Below are 25,311 nucleotides of genomic sequence, written 5' to 3' on the forward strand. Positions count from 1 at the left end.
GGAAACGGGCACTCAGAACGGAATGGAGAGATCGGGGCGGATGGCCAGCAGCGCGGCCTTCACGGCCTGCTGGATGCGCGCCAGTGCGGCCGCATCGTCAGCCTCGAAGCGTAGCACCAGCACCGGCGTGGTGTTGGAGGCACGCACCAGGCCAAAGCCGTCGGGGTATTCCACGCGCAGCCCGTCGACGGTGATGATCTCGGCCTCCTCGAAGTGTCCGCGCTCACGCAGCGCCTGGACCAGCGCCGCATTCTCGCCTTCGGCCAGCGGCACCTGCAGCTCGGGCGTGCTGCTGGCATCGGGCAGGCCTTCCAGCAGCGCGCCCGGATCGGGCACGCGCGCCAGGATCTCCAGCAGCCGCGCTGCCGTGTAGAGCCCGTCATCAAAGCCGTACCAGCGATCATTGAAGAAGATGTGGCCACTCATCTCGCCGGCCAGCTTCGCGCCGGTTTCCTTCATCTTGGCTTTGACCAGCGAATGGCCGGTGCACCACATCAGCGGCTCCCCGCCCCGCTCGCGGATCCACGGCGCCAGGTTGCGGGTGCACTTCACGTCGTAGATGATGGTGGCGCCGGGGTTCTTCTCGAGCACGTCGGCCGCGTACAGCATCAGCTGCCGGTCGGGGAAGATCATCTGACCGCTGCGCGTGACCACGCCCAGCCGGTCGCCGTCCCCATCGAAAGCCAGGCCGATATCGGCATCGCGGGCCTGCACCTCACGGATCAGGTCACGCAGGTTCTCGGGGTGGGCCGGATCGGGGTGATGGTTCGGGAAATGCCCGTCCACCTCGCAATACAGCTCGGTAAGGTCCGTGATGCCCAGCGCCCGCAGCAGCGCCGGAGCCACCGCACCCGCCACGCCATTGCCAGCATCCACCACCACTTTCAGGGGACGGGCCAGCTTCACCTCGCCTGCAATGCGGGCGATGTAGTCAGGCACCACGTCCAGCGTGCGCACCGTGCCCGGCGTGGCGGCAAACAGGGCCGCATAACGTGCCGGATCAGCCAGCGTGGCCGCGATGTCACGGATGTCCTCGCCGTGCAGCGTGGCGCCGCCCAGCATCATCTTCAGGCCGTTGTATTCCGGCGGGTTGTGGCTGCCGGTGACGGCTACGCCCGTGCCACAGCCAGTCAGCACCGTGGCGAAGTACACCAGCGGCGTGGGCACCATGCCGATGTCGATCACGTCCACCCCGGCGGCACACAGCCCGGCCGACAGCGCCCGCGCCAGCGCAGGGCCCGACAGCCTGCCGTCGCGGCCCACCACCACCTGGCCAATGCCCCGGGCACGTGCCTTGGCGCCCAGCGTCAGGCCAATGGCCGAGACGGCCTCTTCCGTCAGTGCGGTCTCGACGATGCCGCGGATGTCATAGGCCTTGAAGATGGCCGCGGAGACCACAGGCGCCTGGGCAGGTGGAAGGACTTGATCGATCATGGGAAATTCGCGACTTCCTGAGACGTGTTGTTCTGCTGTTTCCTGCCCGGGACATGCCCTGTCCCGCAGGGCTCCCGACGTGACGGAGCACGCCCGAAAACCTGAGATTTGCCGGCGCACAGGCCCGCCAGGACACATTCCGGGATGTGTCTAACGATACTCCAGATTGCCCATCCACGCACGCCGCCACGCGCACCCGCGCAGTGCCGAAACACGCCGCCGAACCTGATGCCTGTCCCCGGTCTGCACACCGGGGCGGCCCACCCGCGCGAAAGCGCGCAAGCCATGGACAACCCTACTGGCACGAACGCCCGGGCCCTGCCGGAAAACACCCAGAACCCATGCGGCGCCCACCCGGGCCGTCCGGGCGCAACTATACAATCTTCCGCCATGGAAAACTGTAACGTCTGCCCATCCGACACTGCGCCGTCCACTTCCGCACCGATTGTTGTCACCGGTGCCGGCGGCTTCATCGGTCAGCACCTGGTGCGCCAGCTTCTGGAAGCCGGCTACAGCGTGCGCGCCGTCACGCGCAACCCCGCAACCTTCCGGCTGTCACCCTCTTCCCCTGGGGAGGCTGCTGCACGCAGCGGCCAGGCCGACACCTCGCCCGCAGGCACCAGCCATGACGAGACCATGGAAGACTGGATCCACAGCAAGCGTCTGCAGGTTCTTGCCCATCCGGGCGTCGGACCCGATGCCGACTGGCAGCCGGTGCTGACAGGCGCCCGCGCCGTCATCCACGGCGCCGGCATTGCCCACGTGCCGCTGGATGCCAACCGCGACAGCCAGCGCCAGCTCTGGCGCGTGAACGTGCGAGCACCGCGCCGGCTGGCGCGCGATGCCGCCCGTGCCGGCGTGGCGCAGTTCATCTTTCTCAGCTCGATCAAGGCCGCCGGCGAATGGTCGGCCCCCGGACACCCCCTGCGCGAGGACGACCCGCCCCGCCCCGAGGATTGCTACGGCTTTGCCAAGCTGGCGGCAGAGCGCCACCTGCAGCGTCTGAAGCACGGCCTGGTCATCACCATCCTGCGGCCGCCGCTGGTCTATGGCCCGGGCGTGAAGGCCAACTTTGCGGCCCTGCAGAAACTGGCCACCAGCGGGCTACCGCTGCCGCTGGGGTCCGTCGACAACCAGCGCAGCTTCCTGGCCATCGACAACCTGTGCAGCGCCATCATGGCCATTCTGGAGAACCCCGGGCGCGCGGCCGGGCTCTTTCACCTCAGCGATGGTCCGGCACTCTCCACACCGGCCCTCATCCGGGCCATGGCCCAGGCCGCCGGCAAGCCGGCCCGCCTGCTGCCCGTGCCACCGGCGCTGCTGGCCAGTCTGGCCAGGCTGGCGGGCAAGTCGGGCATCTGGCAGCGCCTGGCCGGATCTCTGGCCGTGGACAACCAGCGCTTCTGCCAGCAGCTGGGCTGGAAGCCCCCGGTGGATGCCCCAACGGCGCTGAAACGGATGCAGTGACGTCAGGCGCCCCGGTCACGGGCGCAGAACCGGGCGCCTAAGCGGGTCAAGAAACGGGGGTGGCATGTCTGCGCCCCCGCGCCCTTCACGCGCTGCGCCATGGCGCAGCCGTCTCCTCCGAAGACGGGGTCAGGCACGCCGGCATCCCGGCAGGCCTGCCCCGAATCTCACTTCTTCTGTTCCTCGGCCCAGGCCTGGTACATCAGCACATCCCACAGCCAGTGCTGCCAGTTGCGCTTGCCGGACAGGTGCTCGGCCCACTTCTGGCGTACCGCGGCCACCTGGAAGATGCCCTCGTCGCGCAGGCGCGATTCGTCCAGCAGGCTTTCAGCCCAGTCACGCAGCGGACCGCGCAGCCAGGCGTCGATGGGCACCGCAAACCCCTGCTTGGGCCGCTCGATGAGCTGACGAGGCACGTACTGGTACAGCACCTGCCGCAACAGCCACTTGCCCTGGCCATTGCGCAGCTTCAGCGACTGCGGCAGCCGCCAGGCAAACTCCACCACCCGATGATCCAGGAAGGGCACCCGGCTTTCCAGCGACACGCCCATCGAGGCACGGTCCACCTTCACCAGGATGTCGTCGGCCATGTAGGTCAGCGCATCCAGCGCCATCATCTGCTGCACACCATCCAGACCACGCAGGTCGGGCCGGTTGCCCGTCACCAGCGTGGGCGGCTCCCGCCCGTCGATCACCACCGACGCCGGGTCCGGCCAGTGGCTGACAAAGCCCAGGTACAGGTCCTCGATGGAACGCGCGCCCATCACGCTCGCGCCCTTGTGCAGCTTCTCGCCCAGATTCACGTAGCGGGAGCCTGCCCCCGGGAGCTTGCGCGCCAGCTGGTTCCACTGCGTGGGAGACAGCAGGTGAATGCCCCCAGCCAGCATTCGGCGCAGCGGCAGCGGCAGCGAACCCAGACGGTTCCAGAGCTGGGCCGTCATCTGATAGCGGTTGTAGCCGCAGAAGAGCTCATCGCCCCCATCGCCCGACAGCGACACCGTCACACTCTTGCGCGCCAGCTCCGACACCAGGAAGGTGGGAATCTGCGACGAATCGGCAAAGGGCTCGTCATAGAGCGTGGGCAGACGCGGAATGACCGCCTGCGCCTGTGCCGGCTGCACATACAGCTCGGTATGCTCGGTCTTCAGGTGATCGGCCACTGCCTTGGCGTACACGGCCTCGTTGTAGCCCGCTTCGTCAAACCCGATGGAAAAGGTCTTCACCGGTTTTGACGACTGCGCCTGCATCAGCGCCACGATGGTGGACGAATCGATGCCGCCCGACAGGAAGGCGCCCAGCGGCACGTCGGCCACCATCTGCTGGCCGATGGCATTGCGCAGCAGTGCATCCAGCTCGCGGATGGCCTCGGCATCGGAGCCCTGCCAGGGAGCCGCCACGCCGGCCACCGCCACTTCGGCCAGCGACCAGTAAGGCGTGGAAGCCGGCAGACGCTGCGCCTGCAGGTCCTGCTCGGTCAGCGTGAGATAGTGCCCGGGCATGAGCTTGGCAATGCCCCGGTAGATGGAATACGGCGCCGGCACGCAGTTGTAGCGCAGCAGCAGGCACACCGCCGAACGATCCACCTCGCCCGCAAAGGACGGATGCTCACGCAGCGCCTTCAACTCGGAGCCGAACAGGAAGGCCGGCTGCTGTCCCTGCATCTGCCAGCCGTAGTAGAGCGGCTTTTCGCCCAGCCGGTCACGCGCCAGCGTGAGTGTCCGGTTCTGACGGTCCCACAGCGCCAGGGCAAACATGCCCCGCGCACGCTTGAGCGTCTGCTCGACGCCCCAGGCCTCGAAGGCCGCCAGCAGCGTCTCGGTATCGGAATGCCCCCGCCAGGCCGGGGCCCGGCCCTGCTGCTCCAGCTCGGCATGCAGCTCGGTGAAGTTGTAGATCTCGCCGTTGAAGACCAGCACCCGCTGGCCCGAGGCCGAGACCATGGGCTGATGGCCCGCCGGCGACAGATCCATGATGGAGAGGCGCCGATGCCCCAACCCCAGACCCACCCCCTCATCCGTCCATGCCCCTGCGTCGTCCGGTCCGCGATGATGGATGGCCTTGGCCATCTTCAGCAACAGATCCGGCGACGCACGTCGCTGGCCAGGTTCAAAATATCCCGTGATTCCGCACATTTATCGGCTCGCTGCCAGCCAGAATTCAAAGCTGTAGCATTCTACCCACACAGAAAAGCGCACCCATCAAAAACAATACGACGTCTCTGGTTTTACCAATTTGCCAAAATTTAATACAAACCGAACAATTAGATGTATTTGCAACGTTTGACAATCAAAATCGCCCATCTTTGTATTGAATCAGACACAGCAGCTTGACGGGATCCGATATTTTGGTTCCGTTTCGTAAAAATACCCCGCAAGCGATCTTTCATGCGCGCAGAAAACCGCTTCACGGCTGAAACGCCAGCCGTCGGCGCAGCCCCAATGCCCATGATTCGCGCATGACCGACATGCACCCTGTATGCAAAAAAGAGACGCTCCCGGCATCCTGCCGGAAGCGTCCCCTCGGTCCTGAATGACACGCGGGCGGCCACGCATTCAGCGTGACTGCCTGCTGCGGCGATCAGGCGTCGCGCAGCACCGTCTTCAGCAGCTCATCCCACGGCGGCATCCGCAGCCCCCACACCTGCTGGATGCGGGAAAGGTCCAGCCGCGAATTGCTGGGCCGCTTGCTGGGCACCGGGAATTCCGTGGCCGGCACGGCTTCCAGCGTGGGCATGCGCGGCACCTGCCATTCGGGGCGCGGACGCTGGGCGGTGTTCTCGCCGGCGGCCAGCGTGGCCTCGTGCAGCAGCTTCAGCCCGGTCTGGGCGTAGCCGTGCCAGGTGGTCTCGCCCGACGGCGCCAGATTCAGGATGCCCGACCAGTCGGCCAGCTTCGGATCGAAGCTGCGGCGACGGATCAGCTCGGCCGTCACGTCGGCGATGAACGAGGCCGGCGTGGGCACGCCGTACTGGTCGGCCACCACCTTCAGGTGATCACGGCTGGAAGCCAGCCGCACCATCGTCTTCAGGAAGTTGCCGCCGTGCAGCGAATACACCCAGCAGGTGCGCAGGATCAGGTGCGCGCAGCCGCTCTTCTGGATGGCCTGTTCACCCGCCAGCTTGGTGGCGCCATAGACGTTCAGCGGCGCCGTGGCGTCGTCTTCCTTCCAAGGGCGCGTGCCTTCGCCGTTGAACACATAGTCGGTGGAGTAATGCACCAGCAGCGCGCCATGGGCCTTGCACCAGTCGGCCAGCACGGCCGGCACGTCGGCGTTCAGCACCCGGGCCAGCTCCTGCTGCTCGGTCTCGGCCTTGTCCACCGCCGTATGCGCGGCCGGGTTCACCACCACATCGGGCTTCACGCGGTCCAGCAGCCGGCGCGTGGCCTCGGCATCGGTCAGGTCCAGGTCGTCGATGGAGACCGGCACCACCTCGCCCAGCGGCTGCAGCGCGCGGACCAGCTCCCAGCCCACCTGCCCGGTGGTTCCCGTCACGACGAATTTCATGGCTGCCCCTCTGCGTAGACGTCAGCTTCGGCCAGCGGCTTGCCGATCTTGTCCTTGTCGGACACCAGCACGGCCGACAGACCGCCCACCTGATCCAGCGGCCACTCGATGCCCAGCACCGGGTCGGACCACAGCAGCGAGCGCTCATGCGCCGGCGCGTAGAAATCGCTGGCCTTGTACAGCACCGTGGTGCCGTCTTCCAGCGACAGGAAGCCGTGAGCAAAGCCCGGCGGAATCCAGGCCATGCGCTTGTTCTCGGCCGACAGCACGAAACCGGCCGACTTGCCGAAGGTGGGCGAGCCACGGCGGATGTCCACGGCCACGTCGAAGATGGCGCCTTCCATCACGCGGATGAGCTTGCCCTGCGCCTGCTGGATCTGATAGTGCAGACCGCGCAGCACGCCCTTGGCCGAACGGGACTGGTTGTCCTGCACGAATTCCACGTGCGACCCCGCCATCTCGTCGAAGACCTTCTGGTTGTAGCTTTCGTAGAAATAGCCACGGCTGTCGCCGAACACCTTCGGTTCGATCAGGAAAACATCCGGCAGGGCGGTATCGATACGCTTCATCAGAAAATCCGTTCAGTCAGAATGGTTTGCAGGTACTGGCCATAGCCGCTCTTCTTCAGCGGCTCGGCCAGCTTGGCCAGCTGGTCTGCCGTGATGTAACCCTTGCGGAAGGCCACTTCCTCGGGGCAGCAGATCTTCAGGCCCTGGCGCTTCTCGATGGTGCGCACGAACATCGACGCCTCGATCAGCGACTCCTGCGTGCCGGTGTCCAGCCACGCATAGCCGCGACCCATCGTCTTCACCTTCAGCTGGCCCGCCTTCAGGTAGTGCTGGTTCACGTCGGTGATTTCCAGCTCGCCACGCGGCGACGGCTTCAGGTTGCGGGCGATGTCCACCACCTGGTTGTCATAGAAGTACAGGCCGGTGACCGCATAGCGGCTCTTGGGCTGCGTGGGCTTCTCTTCCAGGCTGACGGCGCGGCCTTCGGCGTCGAACTCCACCACGCCGTAGCGCTCGGGATCATGCACACGATAGGCAAAGACCGTGGCGCCGCTTTCCTGGCGGCCGGCCTGCGCCAGATCCTCGCCCAGCGCGTGGCCGTAGAAGATGTTGTCGCCCAGCACCAGCGCGCAGCTGTCGTTTCCGATGAAGGACTCACCGATGATGAAGGCCTGCGCCAGGCCGTCCGGCGAGGGCTGCACCGCATAGCTGAGCGACACGCCCCAGCGGCTGCCGTCGCCCAGCAGCTGCTGGAAGCGTGGCGTGTCCTGCGGGGTGGAGATGATCAGGATGTCGCGGATGCCGGCCAGCATCAGGCACGACAGCGGGTAGTAGATCATCGGCTTGTCATAGATGGGCAGCAGCTGCTTGGACACAGCCTGCGTCACCGGGTACAGCCGGGTGCCGGAACCTCCGGCAAGGATGATGCCTTTCATGGGATTTGGCTCGCTAGGTTTGGATTCGTCAGTGCCAGGCTTCGGCCACGCTCACTGCTTCGCGTCGCCCTTGCGATCCTGGTAGTTGTGCTCGATCCACTCGCGGTAGGCGCCCGACTGCACGTTGGCCACCCAGTCCTGGTTGTCCAGGTACCAGCGCACCGTCTTGCGGATGCCCGTCTCGAAGGTCTCGGCCGGCGTCCAGCCCAGCTCGCGGCCAATCTTGGCGGCGTCGATGGCATAGCGGCGGTCGTGACCGGGGCGGTCCTTCACGAAGGTGATGAGACGCTCATAGGAACCGGCCGCATCGGGCTTCATCTCGTCGAGCAGCTTGCAGATCTGCCGCACGATGTCGATGTTGGTCTTCTCGTTGTGACCGCCCACGTTGTAGGTCTCGCCCGGCTTGCCGGCTTCCAGCACACGGCGGATGGCGCTGCAGTGGTCCTTCACGAACAGCCAGTCACGCACGTTCTTGCCGTCGCCGTAGATGGGCAGGTTCTTGCCGGCCAGCGCGTTGGTGATCACCAGCGGGATGAGCTTCTCGGGGAAGTGGTAGGGCCCGTAGTTGTTCGAGCAGTTGGTGGTGAGCACCGGCATGCCATAGGTATGGAAATAGGCGCGCACCAGGTGGTCGGACCCGGCCTTGCTGGCCGAATACGGACTGTTGGGCTGATAGGGCGTGGTCTCGGTGAAGGCCGGATCGTCGGCTTCCAGCGAACCATAGACCTCGTCGGTGGAGACATGCAGGAAGCGGAAGTTCTCCTTCTCGGCGCCCTGCAGCTGGTTCCAGTACTGACGGGCGGCTTCCAGCAGCGTGAACGTGCCCACCATGTTGGTCTGCACGAAGGCGGCCGGACCGTGGATGGAGCGGTCGACGTGGCTTTCGGCCGCGAAGTGCACCATGGCGCGGGGCTTGTACTTGGCCAGCAGCGCGTCGATGGCCTCGCGATCGCAGATGTCGACCTGCTCGAAGTGGTGCGCCGGATTGCCTTCCAGCGACGCCAGGTTCTGCCGGTTTCCGGCGTAGGTGAGCTTGTCGACGTTGACCACCGGCTCGTCACTGCCAGCCAGCCAGTCCAGCACGAAGTTCGAGCCGATGAAACCGGCACCACCTGTCACGAGAATCATGTATTCAGTATCCTTCCGATTGAGGCCGGACCGCTGTCCGGCAATGGAACGCGCCCCGGCGGCAACGCTCGGATCAGCCCCGAACAGGCGCATAATTTTTGGAGTATAAGCGGTCCCGACCGTCGCCCACGTGGCATTCCCCCCATTCCCAGGAAGACTTAGGTGACCTCCATCACGCTTTTGCTGATACTTGCCGCCACCGCCGCCCTCGCCTGGGCAGGCACCGGTCTCATCATCCGGAACGCCGTGACCTGGGGGCTGGAAGACGTTCCCAACGAACGCTCCTCCCACACCCGCGTCACCCCGCGTGGCGGTGGCGCGGCCATCGTGGCCGCCAGTCTGGCGGGCTTCCTGCTGCTGACCCTGGCCGTGGTCACCCTGCCACATCTGGTAGGTCTGGGCCAGCCCCTCGACCAGGGCGCCTTCGCCAACCTGCTGGCGCAGGATGCGGCCTGGCTCTACAGCCTGGGCCCCCTGGTCTGGATCGCCCTTCCACTCCTCCTTGCCGCGCTGGTCCTGGGCATCCTGGGCCTGCAGGACGACCGCGAGCCGCTCAGCATCCGCCTGCGGCTGGGCTTTCAGCTCTTCTGCTGCGCCTGGCTGCTGGTGGTGCTCTCCAGCCTGCCCGGTGCAGGCAGCGCCTGGGCCGGCCTGAAGGAACAGCTCTGGCAGCTGCTGTCCGGCTGGGGCCTGCCTGGCATGTCCGAGACCTTCACCCAGGCCGAGGCCCGCGACGCCCTGCTGCCCGCCTTCATGACCCTGGGCCTGGTGGTGGCCCTGATGCTGCTGGGCACCTGGTGGATCAACCTCTACAACTTCATGGACGGCATCGACGGCATCGCCGCCAGCCAGGCCCTCTTCATGCTGCTGGCCGGCGTGCTGCTGCGCAGCCTCATGCTGGCCGAAAACGGCGCCGATACCGCCTCCGGCCTGCTGGAGCGCCTGCAGCTGCAGTTCCTCATGACCGACCCGTGGTCGGTCGGCAGCCTCATCATCGCCGCCGCCACTGCAGGCTTTCTGGTGCACAACTGGGCGCCGGCCCGCATCTTCATGGGCGATGCCGGCAGCCTCTTCCTGGGCTTTTCCATCCTGGCCGTGGCCGGACTGGACATCACCGGCCACCTGACCTGGCTGCGCGAGGCCCAGCTGACCGGCGAGACCGATGTCAGCGCAGGCTACGGCATACCCGTTACCAGCTGGATGATCCTGGGTGCCCTCTTCATCACCGATGCAACCGTCACGTTGCTGCGCCGCCTGCTCAGCGGCCAGCGTGTGGGCGATGCGCATCGCAGCCACGCCTACCAGCGCCTCAGCAGGCATTGGAACAGCCACGCACGGGTCACACTTGTATACTGCCTGATCAACGTACTCTGGCTTCTGCCCCTGGCAGCGCTTGCCCGCCTGCAGCCCGGCCAGGCCTGGCATCTGGTTGCCCTGGCCTACCTGCCGCTCATCATCGCCGCCTACCTGCTGGGCGCCGGCCGCAAGGAGCCCGTTTCCTGACATGAGATTGTTCAACGTCAATCCGCGCACCTTCATTGCCATCGGCCACGACATCGTCGTGGCCGCCCTGGTCTGGACCTTCACCTTCTCGCTGCGCTGGAACTTCGAGCTGGACCGCTCCACGCAGATCATCCTCTTCCAGACCCTGCCCGCCGTGCTGGCCGTGCAGGTGGGCTGCTTCGTCTACTTCGGGCTGTACCGGGGCATCTGGCGCTACGCCTCCATCCACGACATGCGGCTCATCGCCATGTCGGTGGGCACCTCGGCACTCATCATCCCCATCCTGCTGCTGCTCTGGCGCAACGGCCTGGGCGTGCCGCGCTCGCTCTACTTCCTCAACCCGCTGCTGCTCATCCTTTTCATGTGCGCCGGGCGCCTGCTCTACCGCTGGTGGAAGGAAAAGGCCATGGGCGCCAAGGGGGTCGAGCCCCAGCCCGTCATCCTGCTGGGCGCGGGCAACGCCGCCCTCTCCCTCATCGACGAGCTCAATCGCAACCCGTACTGGTACGTCATCGGCGTGCTGGACGACAACCCCAACAAGGTTGGCCGCCAGATGGGCGGCGTGCGCATCCTGGGTCACTGGGAACAGCTTGAACAGATCGCCCGCGACAGCAACTGCAAGCACGCCGTGCTGGCCGTCGGCGCCACCAACCACGCCACCCGCCGGCGCGTCTTCGAGCTGTGCGAACGCGCCCACATCAAGCTGCTGGTCATCCCCGACGTGCAGGAACTGATGAGCGGCCAGGTCAAGGTCTCCCAGATCCGCTACGTGGACGTGGACGACCTGCTGGGCCGCGACCCCGTCAGCCTCGACACCGGCGGCCTGCGCCAGATGCTGGAAGGCAAGTCCGTCCTCGTCACTGGCGGTGGCGGCTCCATCGGCTCCGAACTCTGCCGCCAGATCGCCCGCTTCAAGCCCGGCCAGATCATCATCTACGAGCTGAGCGAGTTCGCCCTCTACCGCGTCACCGAAGACCTCAAGCGCGCCTTCCCCGAACAGCGCCTCGTGCCCATCGTCGGTGACATCAAGGACGCCGCGCGCCTGCAGGAGATCTTCGAGCGCCACCGTCCCACCATCGTCTACCACGCCGCCGCCTACAAGCACGTTCCCATCCTGGAAGAGAACAACGCCTGGCAGGCCGTGCGCAACAACGCCTGGGGCACCCGCGTCCTGGCCGACGTGGCCTCGCGCTTCGACATCGAGCGCTTCGTCTACATCTCCAGCGACAAGGCGGTCAACCCCACCAACGTCATGGGCGCCACCAAGCGCCTGGCCGAGATGATCCTGCAGTACCAGCACAGCATGGCCACCCTGCCCATGGTGCTGGTGCGCTTCGGCAACGTGCTGGGCTCCAGCGGCAGCGTCATTCCCAAGTTCCGCGAGCAGATCGCCAACGGCGGCCCCATCACCGTCACCCACCCCGACATCACCCGCTACTTCATGTCCATCCCCGAGGCCACCCAGCTCGTGCTGCAGGCCGGCCTCATGGGACGCGGCGGCGAGACCTTCGTCCTGGACATGGGCCAGCCCATCCGCATCGTCGACCTGGCCCGCACCATGGTGCGCCTGTCGGGCTACACCGAAGCCGACATCCCCATCGCCTTCACCGGCCTGCGCCCGGGCGAGAAACTCTTCGAGGAACTGCTGGCCGACAACGAGAAGACCCTGCCCACCCCGCACGCCAAGCTGCGTGTCTCCCGCCCCATCGATCCCCCGGGCACCAGCTGGGACATCTCCGTCAAGCGCTGGCTGGAATCCCCCGGCCCCGTGGGCGACGCCGAGGTGCGCCAGATGCTGACCCTGTGGGTGCCCGAATACAAGCCGGCCCCGCTGTACCCGCCCGTGGCCACCCCGGGCGCTCGCCCGGCTACCTTGCCGTCGGCCACAGAGACCAGCCCCGCACCGGATGCCGGCGCCACCAAGGCACCGTCGACCACCGCGGCCACGGCTCCGGCCACACCCCGGCAACCTGTCTCGGCACCCGCCACCTCGGCCGCATCCCGACCGGCGGCCGCCCCCCAGGGCGCGACCACGACTGCCCCGACCAGCACACCCGCCACAGCCGGAAGCACCGTCGCCGCCCGGCTGGCAGGTGCTGCCCTGGCCCCTGCGGCAATCGAGCCCTCCCCGCTCGCCGTCTCCATGCTGCGCGACCCCGTGGCCCAGCCCATTCCGGTCAACCGGCAGACACCGACGGCCAGCCCTGCCGTGCCTGACACCACACCGGCTCCCCTGGCAGAAAGCCGCCAGGACGACGCCGTGCAGTCCCGCGAAGAACTGGCCGCCCTGCTGCCCGACAACGACGCCCTGCTGGCCCGCCTGAAGCACCTGGCCCAGGTGGCCACCCGGACCGAGACGGCTGATGAGCCTGTCGCTGCGTCGGCTGAGCCAACCACACCAGCCGATTCGGCCATGCCGGCAGAATCGGTGGCTTCGCCCACGCCGACGGCCTCATCCGCCGCTGCGGCCACCACGTCGCAGGCCACGGAAGCAACCCCGGTCGCCGAGGAAGCTGCTGCCCCGGCTGAAATGGACGCCGAACCCGAAACACAAAACAAGGTTCAGGCCAGGCCGGCAGAAGACGAGCCCGCCAAGGCAGACGCAGTCGCGCCTGAACAGGAGGCCACTGCCACAGCCGAAGCCGCCGACGCCGAACCGGCAGCCGCTGCCACCGCCGACGCACCCGAAGCGGAAGCTGACGCTGACGAGCCGGCCGACACCACGCCCACCCAGCCCGCGGCCAAAGCCGCCAAAGGCAGCAACCGACGCGGACGAAAGCGAAAACACTGACACGGGGGACCTCGACGTGACACTGGCCTTTGGAGATCTGCAAGGCTGCCGCCAGCCGCTGGAACAACTGCTGAAGAAAATCGGTGCCGCCCCCACCGAACCGCTCTGGTTCTGCGGCGACCTGGTCAACCGCGGCCCCGACTCCCTGGGCACCCTGCGCCAGATCCGCCAACTGGGCCTGCGCGCCCGCACCGTCCTAGGCAACCACGACCTGCACCTGCTGGCCCAGTACGCCGGCATCCGCACCCCGCGTCCCGGCGACACCCTGGAACCCATCCTGCGCGCCCCCGACGCCCCCGAACTCATCGACTGGCTGCGCACCCGCCCCCTGGCCCTGCGCCAGGGCGACTTCCTCATGGTGCACGCCGGCCTGTTCCCCGAATGGGAATTCGAACAGGCCCGCGACTTGGCCCACGAAGTGGAAAAAGTCCTGAGCGGCCCCCACTGGCAGGACTTCCTGGCCGTCATGTACGGCAACACCCCCGACCGCTGGAGCGACAGCCTGCGCGGCGACGACCGCCTGCGCTGCATCGTCAACGGCCTCACCCGCCTGCGCTACCTGCACGCCGACGGCCGCATGGACTTCAAATGCACCGAAGCCCCGGCCTATGCCCCCGAAGGGCTCATCCCCTGGTTCCAGGCCCCTAACCGCCGTTCCGCCGGCCGCCCCATCATCTTCGGCCACTGGTCATCCCTGGGCCTGAGACTGCAACCCGACCTCATCGCCTTGGACACCGGTTGCGTCTGGGGCGGCAGCCTCACCGCCATCCGCCTGGAAAACCGCCACGTCTTCCAGCAGCCCTGCCCGGGGCGAAAACGCGGCGGGAAGGACTGACGCATGGACGCGGGCGCGCACACTCGCGCGCCCCATCACGGCAGGCTGCCTTACGGGCAGCCCATGACAACGCCTCTGCCCTGCAGGCTGCTGAAGCTCGCAGCTGCCTGATCACTCAAGCCAGGCGCGACAAACTCCCTGCCAACGCCGCCTTGCGGCAGCCTTCGTCGCTGCCGCACGACAGACCGCGCCCCTCGCCCTGCTGCGACTGATGCTTTTTGGCCGAAACATCTGGCACCACCCAAGGTCAAGAATATGATTCCTCCATGGTCCATCTTGTGCAATACGTTGCACCCTGGAGACGCAACATGGCATCCAGACATCCCCATATCCTTCGCACTACCTGCAACGCCACCGCACTAAGCGTGATGCTCGCCGCCTGCGGCGGCGGTGGCGGCAGCGAACGGGACAAAGCCGTATCCGCCAGCCCCGTAGCCCCCACGCCGACGCAGAACATCGTCGCCACCGCCCCCTCCACGCCCTCGGTCACCACGCCACAGAACAACCCTGCACCCACTGGCCAGGTGAACACGCCTGCCGTTGGACAGCCCAACTCTGTACAGCCGGCACCCACCGTACCGCAGAACCAGACAACCAATCTGCCCCCGACCACGCTTGCCCCGACGCAGCCGGTGGCACAGGCAGATACCAAGCCTGCCCCCACGCCGACGCCGACTCCAACTCCGGAACCCAAGACGGTGCCCAGCATCAGCAACACGGGCGTTCGTGGGGACGTGTTGTTGGCGATGATTGAACAGAACTATTGCCAGACAAGAGCCTACGCAAGCCAGTCATTTGACAAGCCATATCTGGAAAAGCAGAAACCTCTGGGGATTGCGAAAGTACGCATATCCGCTGCACTTTCATCAAATAACTACATCGACGACCCGAATCGTCTCTGGGTCAGAGCCCCAATTTACGACTCATATGGTCTATGTAGCCGGCGCTACTATCACGCCACGCCCCCCGGAACTTACGTCTACAAGGTTACAAGCGAAAGCGAATATACGCGCTTTCGCAACCCCTCCATGTACGGCGAACCTTGGCTAACCCGCGGCTTCAATACGATGGAGATTAGTTACACAATCAACATCCGTGAGGACAGTTTTGAAATCGGTCCTTCCGTCAGCGGCTATGCTGCAGTGGACCTCGGATACCAAGCAACGGACAGGGATACACCTCCTCCATCAGGGGGCGGAACATCCCTTCCTATGGGGGGCCATAGAACGAACATCACCAGAAGTCAGGAGGTTCCTTATGGCGTGATCAACACCTGGAGCCAAGGTCTTCAACTGATACTGATAAAAGGCGACCGGAACGACGAAGCAAAGATCTGCACAAGTTTAAATTCACCCCAGGTCAAACGACTGCAATGCACAGTCTGGCACGTTCCATCAGACTGGAAGTGGGGACAGGAACTCAAAGACCCCGAGTCATACGTTGTGGATGACCGATCTGTCTATCCAAACGAAAGTGGCCTGATGTACTGGCGTAGCTATCAGGGACCATACGTACAGGATCTGGACGATCTATACAGCTGATCGAGCCGTCCCGGGTTGCAAGAACAGATTTCGGCTGTTTCTTGCAACCCACAACGATTAAAGCCCATAAAATGGCCAACAGCCGACAATACTCTATTACGTATAGAACTATAACCTGTGATACGCTATAGCGTATAATTTAAGCACTCCCACGCCAGCCACACCATGTCCACCCCACGCTCCCCCCACAACGCTGACGTACTGGCCCACCTGGGCCAGCAGCTGCGCCAAATACGTGAAGCCGCCGGCCGCAGCCAGGGCGGCCTGCGCCACTACCGCCAAGGCCAGCCACGCCCCCTGCGCCAGGCCACTGTCTCGCACATCGAGAACGGCCACGACGTGACCCTGGACAGCTTCATCAGCTACGTGTCGGCACTGGGCCTGGAAATTGCTCTCGTCCCCGTCGGCCAGGCCGCCCTCATCCAGCAGAACCTGCGTGGCCGAGGCAGACTGCCGCCTCAGAACCCGGCCCATGAGCCAGACGAGGACTTCGGCCCGATGGACCTGATGACTCGCTACGCCTATCTGGCGGATCCCGAATGAAAGCGCCGCGCACCCTGGGCGTGTGGCTGTCAGATACCCTCGTCGGCTACCTGACCCATTACCCGGACGAACGGACCGTCTTCAGCGTCAGCGAGGAGTATCTGGACGCTGGCCCCGCTCGGCCAATCCTCTCGCTGGCATGGACCCATCCGGACGATGAAGCCCAGACACGCCGCCTGCTGCTGGACCCGCGCCACAAGTCGGCTTCCATCAAGGCGCCGCCCTTCTTCTCCAACCTGCTGCCCGAAGGCGGCATGCGCGCGCGCATCGCCCAGCAGCTGAAAGTCCACGAAGACCGCGAGTTCCTGCTGCTGGAAGCACTGGGCCATGACCTGCCGGGAGCCGTCATCCTGCGGCCAGTTAACGCGCCGCCGCCGGGGCACAAGAATCACGCAACACAAGCCGGCGCGCTCCCCATCAATGCCGATACAGCCGACGATGGCGCACCTCAGACAGCAGGTTCCACCCACCTGAAATTCTCGCTGGGCGGCATGCAGCTCAAATTCTCCATGCTGCGGCAGGGAGAACGCTACACCCTCAATACCGGCGGTCGGCTGGGCAATTACATCATCAAGCCCCCTTCCCACGATTTTCCCGGCCTGCCGCAAGTGGAAGCCGCCGCCATGGCCACCGCCCGCGCCGTAGGCATCGACGTACCCGAAACCCTGCTGCTGCACCCCGACCAACTGGAAGGCCTTTCCAATATTCTGGGCCATCTACCCGACGAACCCTTCTACGCCATTCGTCGCTTCGATCGGAACGACACCTCCCGCCCACAAAACGACAGCGACGCGCCCCTTTCCCTTAAGGAACGCATCCACGTTGAAGACTTCGTCCAGGTATTCAGCCTGCGCACCAGCCAGAAATACAACCGCGTCAACTACGACATGATGGCGATGACGCTGCTGCAATACGCCGGCGGCATCGATGACCTGAAGGAGATGACCCGCCGCCTGGTGCTCAACGTCCTGCTGGGCAACGGAGACGCCCACATCAAGAACTGGTCGCTCATCTACCGTACCCCCAACAAACCCCGACTGGCTCCCGCCTACGACCTGGTATCCACCGTCGCCTGGACCCAGCACGACCAGACCATCGCCCTCAACATGGCAGGCACCAAGCGCTTTGATGCCATCGGGCTGGATACCTTCAACGCCTTCTTCCAGCGCTTGGGGCTACCAGGGCAGGTTCGGGAAGAACTGCTTGCGGAAGTGTGTACCACAACGCGCCGGATACTGGATGTTTGGGGCAAGCGCTATGAAGATCACGGCGTGCCGGCAGGGCTGATGCAGCGCGTGGAGGTACATATACGGGGGTGCCCGTTGCGAGACGCTGTCTAAAAACAACAACCATCACAAGCACAAAACCAACAATGCGAACCTATAACACAACAAAAATTAGACAAATCTCTAAAAACATCTAGAATCGGTGCGTGGTTAGAAAAAGGAGATGTTGTAGTAGCAAATTGAGCGCGAAAGTGCTTGTGGGGACCTCGGTCTCTAACTTCGCCTAGCAGGCCTCTCGCTGCCGATCCGAGGACGCGCGACGACCGACGATCCATGCGTACAGTCTGTGAAGCGAGACATAGCCGCACTTACGACAGGTAAGCGGCGGTTGGATGGGGGTAAGAATCTTGCAGTTTCTCCTGTCACACATATACCCAAATGACGCGACAGCGACGGTAATTGTGCCGTCGGTCTTTGGAGATTTTTTATGTGTGACCAATCTAGCCTCAACTGCAAGAAGGATAGCCAGACTAACACTAGTCGAGCTCGGTGTGAAACGATCACCACAAAGCTGAAGCAAATTTCGTTCAGCCAGGTGCTTCACGCAATTCAAGCTTTCTATAGGCTTGCAAAAATAGCTCACTGGATCCAAGACTGGCTTTCCTAACCCCCTCCATTAAAAGAAAGAGAAGAACAACATGATCTCGAAAAAACAATACAACAAAGATCAATCACCTCTTTATTCGATCAAATCCAAAAGGAGGCTTGCGCGCATACTTGAAACAGATGCAAAAACTATCATTCGCCTCGCATCAGACACAAGCAAGCACTATAAGTTATGGGAGACAAAACAAAAACCTAGAGATAAGATTTGCAACATCACCCACACACCAAGAAAAATCCAGGAGCCCAAAGAAGACCTTCTCAAGATTCACAAAAAAATAGCAAAATTCCTTTCTAGAATCAAGAAGGAAGAATTTGTCTATTCTGCGACGAAAGGCCGCTCTTACTTAAACAATGCTGAGTTCCACAAAGACAGAATCCACGAACCATCATTCAAAGTAGATATAGAAAAATTCTATCCATCCGTAAAAATTAAGAAAGTACATAACTTCTTCCAAAATGAGATGAAGTGCGCCCCCGACATTGCTAGACTCCTGGCAAAAATATGCTGCATCCACGGCGCACTCCCTACCGGAAGCCCAATCAGCCCGACCCTATCGTACTTCGCTTGCAAGGACATGTTTTCATGGATAGGAAACCTCGCAAGAAGCAATAACCTCTGTTTTTCTCTTTATGTCGACGACATGTTCTTTTCTGGAGAGGCAGCCTCCCAAGAGCTTAGAAATAAGGTCATCACGCACCTCAAAAAAAACGATCTGCGCGGACACAAAATCTCGCATTTCTCCGCCAATAAAACCCGAGTTATAACAGGAGTCGCCATTACTCCGAAAGGGCTTCGAATAACAAATAAGAGACATAAGAAAATAAGAATATATAGCAACGCATTCTTCAGATCAAAATCTCCTGACAATATTCAAACCCTCGGAAAGACACTGCTCGGCCAATACCGAGAAGCGTCGAGGGTAGAACCCCATCTTCTACAACGCACCGGAAAAGTACAAAGTCGCATGGACCTGTTCAAAGACAAATCTCAGAACATGTAGCCAGCCATACCATCGGATATGGCCCTCCGCAACCTCTCCCCCACCTCCCGCCGTTCCCTCCCCCCGAGGGAACGGCATCCAACACCACCACCCGAACCACCAGCCCCTTCGCCCCCACCACGGCCCACAGCGACTGCATGAACGTCGTCTCGTCCAGGTAGTACGCCTCCACGCCCGGGGTGCCGTCGGTGTGCAGGTATTTCAGGCCCACGGGCACGATCTCGGCTTCTTCGTCGATGGCGGCCTGCAGCAGGTTGCCGTGGAAGGGTTTCAGTTCCGGTCCGGCGTTGGTGGTGCCTTCAGGGAAAAGCGCCACCGGAAAGCCGGTGCGCAGGCGTTCGCGCATCTGGCGCAGCACGTCGGGGACGGCGCGGCGGTTACCCCGCGCGATGTAGACGGTGCCGGCCAGGCTCACCAGCCAGCCAATGACGGGCCAGCGTTTTATTTCGGCCTTGGCCACGAAGGCCGAGGTGGCCAGGGAGTTGATGGCAAAGATGTCCAGCCACGAGACGTGGTTGGCCACCAGCAGGCGGCCGGGGGCCAGTTCGGCCAATGTGCGGGGCCGGGCGGGGTCGCCGGCCCAGGTTTCCTGCACTTTCACGCCGCAGATGCGCATCAGCAGGCACGACCACCAGCGGATGAGGACGCGCCTGCCCTGCTGAGGCAGCCAGGGCTGCATCAGCGCCAGTCCCACCAGGCCCGCTACCAGCAGCAGCGTCAGCAGGGGCAGACGCGCCGCACGGCGCAGGGCGGGGATCACCGCGTGAAGACCAGGCGGCCGCCCACGGCGGTAAGGCGCACGCGGCCCTGCACTTCACGGCCCAGCCACGGGGTGTCGGTGCATTGGCCCCACAGGGTTTTCTCGTTCACCACCCACGATTCTTCGGGGTCGAAGACGCACAGGTCAGCCCGGGCGCCGACGGAAAGGCCGGCGGGCTCGTTCTTGCGGGCAGGGTCGATGCCGGCAATGCCGGCCGGGATGCGGGTGAGCCGATCCAGCACGGACACGAGGTTCAGGCCCTGTTCCTTGCCCCATTTCAGGGACAGGGGCAGCAGCAGCGACAGGCCCACGGCACCCGGTTCGGCTTCGCCGAAGGGCAGGCGCTTGGCGTCTTCCACCACCGGCGTGTGGTCCGAGCAGATGGCGTCCAGCGTGCCGTCGGCCAGACCGGCGCGCAGGGCGTCACGGTCGCGCTGGGCGCGCAGCGGCGGCTCCAGCCGGTAGGCCGAGTCGAAGAAGCCCACATCGACATCGGTCAGGTGCAGGTGATTGATGGCCACGTCGGCAGTGATGGGCAGGCCGGCCTTGCGGGCCTGGCGCACCAGCTCCACACCGGCGGCCGACGACAGGCGGCACAGGTGCACGGGGCAGCCCACCGAGGCCACCAGTTCGCAGATGGTGTGCAGCGCCACGGTCTCGCTGGTGACGGGGTTGCCGGGCAGCCCCAGCCGCGAGGCAAACGGCCCGGCGTGCATCACGCCGCCCCGCGACAGGAAGGGGTCGACGGGGTTCAGCCACACGGTGTAGCCGAAGGAATGGGCATACTGCATGGCGCGCAGCAGCACCTGGGTGTCCTGAATGGGCTGGCTGGCCTGGGCAAAGCCCACGCAGCCGGCGGCGGTCAGCTCGGCCATTTCGGTCAGCGCCTGGCCCTTCAGGCCCACGGTCAGGGCGCCCAGCGGGTACAGGTGCGCCAGTCCCAGGTTGTGGGCGCGGTATTTCAGCATTTCCACCAGGCCCGGCTCGTCCAGCGGCGGGTCGGTGTCGGGCGGGCATGCCAGCGCCGTCACGCCCCCGGCCACGGCGGCCTGCATCTCGGATTCCAGCGAGGCCTTGTATTCGAAGCCCGGCTCGCGCAGGCGGGCGGACAGGTCCACCAGTCCCGGCGACACCACCAGGCCCGTGCCGTCGATGGTCCGTGCCGGCCGGAAACCATGGGGCGCAGCGCCCACGGCGATGATGCGGCCATCGGCCACATGCAGGTCGGCCTGCATGTCCAGTTTCACCCAGGGGTCCACCAGGCGCGCGCCGGTGATGGAAAACGAGGCTTCATGCCCGCTGCGGCCTGCCTTGATCACACCTTCTTGCATCATGTTCTCCTTCATCCCGCTGCCAGCATGCTCATCACGGCCATGCGCACTGCAATGCCGAAGGTCACCTGCTGCAGGATGACCGATTGCGGCCCGTCGGCCACGGCCGATTCGATTTCAACGCCCCGGTTCATCGGCCCCGGGTGCATGACGATGGCATCGGGCTTGGCCAGTGCCAGTTTCTCGCGCGTGAGGCCGTAGCGGCTGAAGTATTCCTGCGGGCTGGGCAGCAGCGCGCCGCGCATCCGCTCGTTCTGCAGTCGCAGCATGATCACCACGTCCACGTCCTTCAGGGCAGTGCGCATGTCGGTGTGCAGCGACACGCCCATCTGCTCCAGACCGCCCGGCAGCAGCGTCAGCGGCCCCACCACGCGCACGTCAGGCACGCCCAGCGTGGTGAGTGCATGGATGTCCGAGCGCGCCACCCGCGAATGGGTGATGTCGCCCACGATGGCCACGGACAGCTTCGTGAAGTCCTTCTTGAAGTGGCGGATGGTGTACATGTCCAGCAGCCCCTGCGTGGGGTGCGCATGCCGTCCGTCACCGGCGTTGACCACGTGCACATGGTCGCCCACGTGCTGCGCAATGAGGTGCGCCGCCCCGCTCTGGCTGTGCCGCACCACGAACACATCGGCCGCCATGGCCTGCAGGTTGTCGATGGTGTCCAGCAGCGATTCGCCCTTGGAGGTGGACGAGGTGCTGATGTTGAGGTTCACCACGTCGGCCGACAGCCGGGTGGCGGCAATCTCGAAGGTCGTGCGCGTGCGGGTCGAATCCTCGAAGAACAGATTGAACACCGAACGGCCGCGCAGCAGCGGCACCTTCTTGATTTCCCGGTTGGACACGTTCAGGAACGACGCCGCGTTGTCCAGGATCTGATGGATCATGTCACGCGACAGCCCTTCCAGTGTGAGCAGGTGGCGCAGTCGCCCGTCCTTGCCCACTTGCACCTGTTGCATCTGCATGTCTTGCCTCTCTACCTCTGCTGAACTCTTCCGGCCTTCCCGGCCCGGTCACGCCTGATCAGCGCCAATCACGCCTGTACCGTTTCCACCCGCAGCTCGAACATCCCGTTGGTCCGCTGGCTGAGCGCCAGTTTCTCGCCGGGCTGCAGCACCAGCCGCGTCCCGACATGATCGGGCTGCACCGGCAGCTCCCGTTCGCCGCGGTCGATGAGCACGGCCAGACGCACCCGCGCCGGCCGGCCATAGTCAAAGATCTCGTTGAGCGCCGCGCGGATGGTGCGCCCCGTATGCAGGATGTCGTCCACCAGCACGATGTCGCGCCCGTTCACGTCAAAATCGATGCGCGTGGGCTGCATCCGCATCGACAGGCCGCGCGCCTGCACGTCGTCGCGGTAGAAGGCACTGGACAGGAAGCCCAGCGGCGACGACAGCCCCAGCTCGGCATGCAGCCGGGCCGCCAGCCACGCCCCGCCCGTGTGGATGCCGATGAAGGCGGGCGCGTCTTCAGCACCCGCCGAGGCTGCGCCCTCGCCCTTCGGGGCATCTGCTCCGCCCTGTGCCAGGCCGTTGCAGGAAACGCCCAGAGCGTCCTTCAGGGAATCGCGCAGACGCGCAAAGAGGGTCTCGGCATCGGCCGGCAGAGGGGTCGTCATGATCGTGTCTCGCTCAGGTACTGTTCAAGGATGATGGCCGCAGCTGTCGCATCGTCGCCCTGCGACGCCCCGCCCTTGCGACGCCGGCCACCGCGCGTGACGTGCTCGTCGTCCTCGTCGCGCATCCGCTCCTGGGCCGCCACCGAACTGTAGCGTTCATCCACCAGAAAGACGGGCAGCCCGAAGCGGCCTTCCAGCCGGCGCGCAAAACGCTCGGCCAGCGCCGTGACTTCATGCGGGGTGCCGTCGGGGTGCAGCGGCCGCCCCACCACCAGCCCGGTGGGTTGCCATTCCTTCAGAAGCGTCTGGATGCGGGCAAAGCGACCATCCGTGGTCTGCTCGGTCAGCGTGGCCAGCGGTCGCGCCGCACCAGTGAGGCTGTTGCCCACCGCCACGCCAATGCGCTTCTGGCCAAAGTCGAAGGCCAGCAGGGTCTGGACGGTGGATGTGGCGGCAGAAAGGGTCATGATGCGCTCCCGTGCCCGTTGCCCGGACGCAACGAACGCGCCATCACGGCCTGCTCCGCAGCCCGCGACGTGAAGTGACCTGCTCCTGCCCAGAACACCACAAGGCTCCCCGGAAATGCGATTCGGTTCGACGACAGCGCATTGTATCCCTGTCAGGCCGAGTATCATCAAAAGCAACGCCTGATCCAGGGAGGTCGGCCCTCTTCCTTCATACCCTCAACACGGCGAGCCCATGCAGATCGAATCCATCAAGATCCAGAACTATCGCACCTTCCGCCATGCACATCTGGATGGGCTGCCCAGGCTCGTGACGCTGGTCGGCGCCAATGGCACCGGCAAGAGCACCCTATTCGACGTCTTCTCCTTTCTGAAGGATGCGCTTGCCCATAATGTAGGCAAGGCCGTGGCCCGACGCGGGTCCATGCGGGAACTGCGCAGCCGCGACCAGCGGGGGCCCATCCGGATCGAGATCAAGTTCCGCGAGTCGGGCGGGCGCCTGGCCACCTATGAGCTGGCCTTCGACGAGCTGGATGGGCGGGTCGTCATTGAGCGCGAGGTCCTCAAGTACCGCCGCGGGCAGGAGGGAAGACCGTGGCACTTCGTCGACTTCCAACGGGGTACGGGAACGGCCATCACCAATGAATCCGCATATGGACTGGCTGGCACAGACGAACAGCGTGCCGTATTCGCGCTGGACGAGCCAGATGTGTTGGCCATCAAGGGGCTAGGCCAGTTCAAGGAGTTCCGGGTCGTGGCCGAGTTCCGCAGCCTGATCGAGAACTGGCAGATCTCCGATTTCCACATTGCCGACGCACGCCCCTCTACGGAAGAAGGCTTTGCCGAGCACCTGTCCACTCGGGGTGACAACCTGGCCCAGGTGGCCCAGTACCTGCATCAATATCATCCGGAACGTTTCCAGGCCGTCCTGGAGGCCATGAAGCGTCGTGTCCCCGGCATCAGCCATATCGAAGCGAAATCCACGGAAGACGGCCGCCTGGTCCTGCGCTTTCAGGACGGGAAATTCCACGATCCCTTCATCGCCCGTTTCGTCTCCGACGGCACCATCAAGATGTTCGCCTACCTGGTCCTGTTGCAGGATCCCAGGCCGTTTCCGCTACTGGCCGTCGAGGAACCCGAGAACCAGCTCTATCCCGATCTGCTGCCGGAACTGGCCGAGGAATTCAGAAGCTATGCCCGTCGTGGTGGCCAGGTCTTCGTTTCCACGCACTCCCCAGATTTCCTGAACGCACTAAAGCTGGAAGAGATCTACTGTCTGAAGAAAGAAAACGGCTTCACCACCATCACCCATGCCAGTGATTCGGCCAACCTGCAGGCACTGGTTGACGCCGGCGACCTGCCCGGCTATCTGTGGAAGCAAGGGGTCTTTGAAGGGCTGAACACGTGAGCGGCCGCGTCATCTTCCTGCTGGAAGAACCTTCCATGAAGGTCATGCTGGCAGAATACCTGCCTCGTCTGGTCCCCGGATGGATACAGGGGCAGCACTTTCTTCTGCTCCCGCACCAAGGCAAGAGTGATCTCGACAAGAGCATTCCGATCAAGCTGAAAGCATGGCAGGAACCTGGTGCCCGCTTCGTCGTTGTCCGGGACAATGACAATGCCGATTGCCTTGCCCTGAAGGCACGGCTACAGACCATGTGCGCCACCAGTGGCCGCAAGACCCTGATACGCCTCGTCTGTCAGGAGCTGGAGTCCTGGTACCTGGCCGACCCCGACGCATTGATCGCAGCCTATCCAGAGGCCCAGAAGAAGATCCGGACCCTTGCCAAACGATTCCCCGACCCTGACGAGTGCCAAAAACCCTCGCACGAGCTTGAGCGGAACATCAAGGACTTCCAGAAGAACGAAGGAGCCCGGAGGCTGGGAAGGCTGCTGGATGCAGACCGGGCAACGTCGCGTAGCCTGAAGGTCTTTGCACAAGGTGTCAGGATGTTGGCCGAACGTGCCTGACGCAATTTCAGCGACATATCGTTGAGACAGCCACTCTGCCCCGCCAGACTGGATCACACATAGTTATTAATAAGCATTATCATC

Annotated in this window: 21 protein-coding genes; 10 read left to right on the top strand and 11 right to left on the bottom strand. The window is 64.1% G+C overall.

The features are described from left to right. Positions 1–12: 12 nt before the first annotated feature. Positions 13–1,434 carry a phosphomannomutase/phosphoglucomutase gene (locus tag EL249_RS12700; protein WP_005671752.1) on the bottom strand — a complete coding sequence of 474 codons (1,422 nt, stop codon included), beginning with the start codon at positions 1,432–1,434 and terminating at the stop codon, positions 13–15. 390 nt (positions 1,435–1,824) lie between these two features. Between EL249_RS12700 and EL249_RS12705 the strand changes: the two genes are divergently transcribed. Next, complete coding sequence (locus EL249_RS12705; RefSeq protein WP_005671750.1) at positions 1,825–2,901, top strand: NAD-dependent epimerase/dehydratase family protein; 1,077 nt, start codon at positions 1,825–1,827, stop codon at positions 2,899–2,901. Between the two features lie 167 nt (positions 2,902–3,068). Here the strand turns inward: EL249_RS12705 and asnB are convergent, their stop codons facing one another. The 5 genes from asnB to rfbB form a co-directional block, all read right to left on the bottom strand. Further along, positions 3,069–5,033: an asparagine synthase (glutamine-hydrolyzing) gene (gene asnB / locus EL249_RS12710; protein WP_040529559.1), complete on the bottom strand. Its 1,965-nt coding sequence runs from the start codon at positions 5,031–5,033 to the stop codon at positions 3,069–3,071. A gap of 445 nt (positions 5,034–5,478) precedes the next feature. Further along, a complete protein-coding gene (gene rfbD / locus EL249_RS12715; protein ID WP_005671746.1) occupies positions 5,479–6,405 on the bottom strand; it encodes a dTDP-4-dehydrorhamnose reductase in 927 nt (308 codons plus the stop codon). Next, the gene (rfbC, locus tag EL249_RS12720) at positions 6,402–6,974 is read right to left on the bottom strand and encodes a dTDP-4-dehydrorhamnose 3,5-epimerase (RefSeq protein WP_005671744.1); all 573 of its coding nucleotides are present in this window, start codon (positions 6,972–6,974) and stop codon (positions 6,402–6,404) included. Before rfbC ends, rfbD begins: the two co-directional genes overlap by 4 nt. Then, entirely contained in the window at positions 6,974–7,849 is an 876-nt protein-coding gene (rfbA, locus tag EL249_RS12725; RefSeq protein ID WP_005671742.1) for a glucose-1-phosphate thymidylyltransferase RfbA, read from the bottom strand. Before rfbA ends, rfbC begins: the two co-directional genes overlap by 1 nt. A 51-nt stretch (positions 7,850–7,900) precedes the next feature. Continuing rightward, positions 7,901–8,977 carry a dTDP-glucose 4,6-dehydratase gene (gene rfbB / locus EL249_RS12730; protein WP_040529557.1) on the bottom strand — a complete coding sequence of 359 codons (1,077 nt, stop codon included), beginning with the start codon at positions 8,975–8,977 and terminating at the stop codon, positions 7,901–7,903. 162 nt (positions 8,978–9,139) lie between these two features. Here rfbB and EL249_RS12735 point away from each other — a divergent pair, with 162 nt between their 5' ends. The 7 genes from EL249_RS12735 to EL249_RS12765 all read left to right on the top strand — a co-directional run bounded on the left by EL249_RS12735 (position 9,140) and on the right by EL249_RS12765 (position 19,083). Next, positions 9,140–10,480 carry an MraY family glycosyltransferase gene (locus EL249_RS12735; protein ID WP_005671738.1) on the top strand — a complete coding sequence of 447 codons (1,341 nt, stop codon included), beginning with the start codon at positions 9,140–9,142 and terminating at the stop codon, positions 10,478–10,480. 1 nt (position 10,481) lies between these two features. Next, entirely contained in the window at positions 10,482–13,271 is a 2,790-nt protein-coding gene (locus EL249_RS12740) for a polysaccharide biosynthesis protein (protein ID WP_005671736.1), read from the top strand. Between the two features lie 16 nt (positions 13,272–13,287). Beyond that, on the top strand, positions 13,288–14,106 hold the full coding sequence (locus EL249_RS12745; RefSeq protein ID WP_005671734.1) for a symmetrical bis(5'-nucleosyl)-tetraphosphatase: 819 nt from the start codon (positions 13,288–13,290) through the stop codon (positions 14,104–14,106). A gap of 308 nt (positions 14,107–14,414) precedes the next feature. After that, positions 14,415–15,647 (top strand): RodZ family helix-turn-helix domain-containing protein, encoded by a 1,233-nt coding sequence (locus EL249_RS12750; RefSeq protein ID WP_126348247.1) that lies wholly within the window; start codon positions 14,415–14,417, stop codon positions 15,645–15,647. A 165-nt stretch (positions 15,648–15,812) separates the two neighbouring features. After that, the gene (locus tag EL249_RS12755) at positions 15,813–16,190 is read left to right on the top strand and encodes a helix-turn-helix domain-containing protein (protein WP_005671731.1); all 378 of its coding nucleotides are present in this window, start codon (positions 15,813–15,815) and stop codon (positions 16,188–16,190) included. Next, positions 16,187–17,530 (top strand): type II toxin-antitoxin system HipA family toxin, encoded by a 1,344-nt coding sequence (locus EL249_RS12760; RefSeq protein ID WP_005671730.1) that lies wholly within the window; start codon positions 16,187–16,189, stop codon positions 17,528–17,530. The genes EL249_RS12755 and EL249_RS12760 overlap by 4 nt, the downstream gene beginning before the upstream one ends. Before the next feature lie 584 nt (positions 17,531–18,114). Next, the gene (locus EL249_RS12765; RefSeq protein WP_083799419.1) at positions 18,115–19,083 is read left to right on the top strand and encodes a reverse transcriptase family protein; all 969 of its coding nucleotides are present in this window, start codon (positions 18,115–18,117) and stop codon (positions 19,081–19,083) included. On the opposite strand, the gene EL249_RS12770 is transcribed toward EL249_RS12765, so the two are convergent. The 5 genes from EL249_RS12770 to ruvX all read right to left on the bottom strand — a co-directional run bounded on the left by EL249_RS12770 (position 19,058) and on the right by ruvX (position 23,259). After that, the gene (locus EL249_RS12770) at positions 19,058–19,843 is read right to left on the bottom strand and encodes a lysophospholipid acyltransferase family protein (protein ID WP_126348249.1); all 786 of its coding nucleotides are present in this window, start codon (positions 19,841–19,843) and stop codon (positions 19,058–19,060) included. The genes EL249_RS12765 and EL249_RS12770 overlap by 26 nt on opposite strands. Continuing rightward, positions 19,840–21,177 carry a dihydroorotase gene (locus EL249_RS12775; RefSeq protein WP_232002022.1) on the bottom strand — a complete coding sequence of 446 codons (1,338 nt, stop codon included), beginning with the start codon at positions 21,175–21,177 and terminating at the stop codon, positions 19,840–19,842. Before EL249_RS12775 ends, EL249_RS12770 begins: the two co-directional genes overlap by 4 nt. Positions 21,178–21,185: 8 nt before the next feature. Next, positions 21,186–22,139, bottom strand: a complete 954-nt coding sequence (locus EL249_RS12780; RefSeq protein WP_005671727.1) for an aspartate carbamoyltransferase catalytic subunit — start codon at positions 22,137–22,139, stop codon at positions 21,186–21,188. A gap of 68 nt (positions 22,140–22,207) precedes the next feature. After that, entirely contained in the window at positions 22,208–22,792 is a 585-nt protein-coding gene (pyrR, locus tag EL249_RS12785) for a bifunctional pyr operon transcriptional regulator/uracil phosphoribosyltransferase PyrR (protein ID WP_005671726.1), read from the bottom strand. Beyond that, a complete protein-coding gene (ruvX, locus tag EL249_RS12790) occupies positions 22,789–23,259 on the bottom strand; it encodes a Holliday junction resolvase RuvX (protein ID WP_005671725.1) in 471 nt (156 codons plus the stop codon). The genes pyrR and ruvX overlap by 4 nt, the downstream gene beginning before the upstream one ends. 232 nt (positions 23,260–23,491) lie before the next feature. Here ruvX and EL249_RS12795 point away from each other — a divergent pair, with 232 nt between their 5' ends. After that, positions 23,492–24,664 carry an AAA family ATPase gene (locus tag EL249_RS12795; protein WP_005671724.1) on the top strand — a complete coding sequence of 391 codons (1,173 nt, stop codon included), beginning with the start codon at positions 23,492–23,494 and terminating at the stop codon, positions 24,662–24,664. Then, on the top strand, positions 24,661–25,227 hold the full coding sequence (locus tag EL249_RS12800; RefSeq protein ID WP_005671723.1) for a DUF4276 family protein: 567 nt from the start codon (positions 24,661–24,663) through the stop codon (positions 25,225–25,227). Before EL249_RS12795 ends, EL249_RS12800 begins: the two co-directional genes overlap by 4 nt. Positions 25,228–25,311: the final 84 nt, after the last annotated feature.

Origin of the sequence: Lautropia mirabilis (genome assembly GCF_900637555.1) — a bacterium.
Taxonomy (GTDB): domain Bacteria; phylum Pseudomonadota; class Gammaproteobacteria; order Burkholderiales; family Burkholderiaceae_E; genus Lautropia; species Lautropia mirabilis.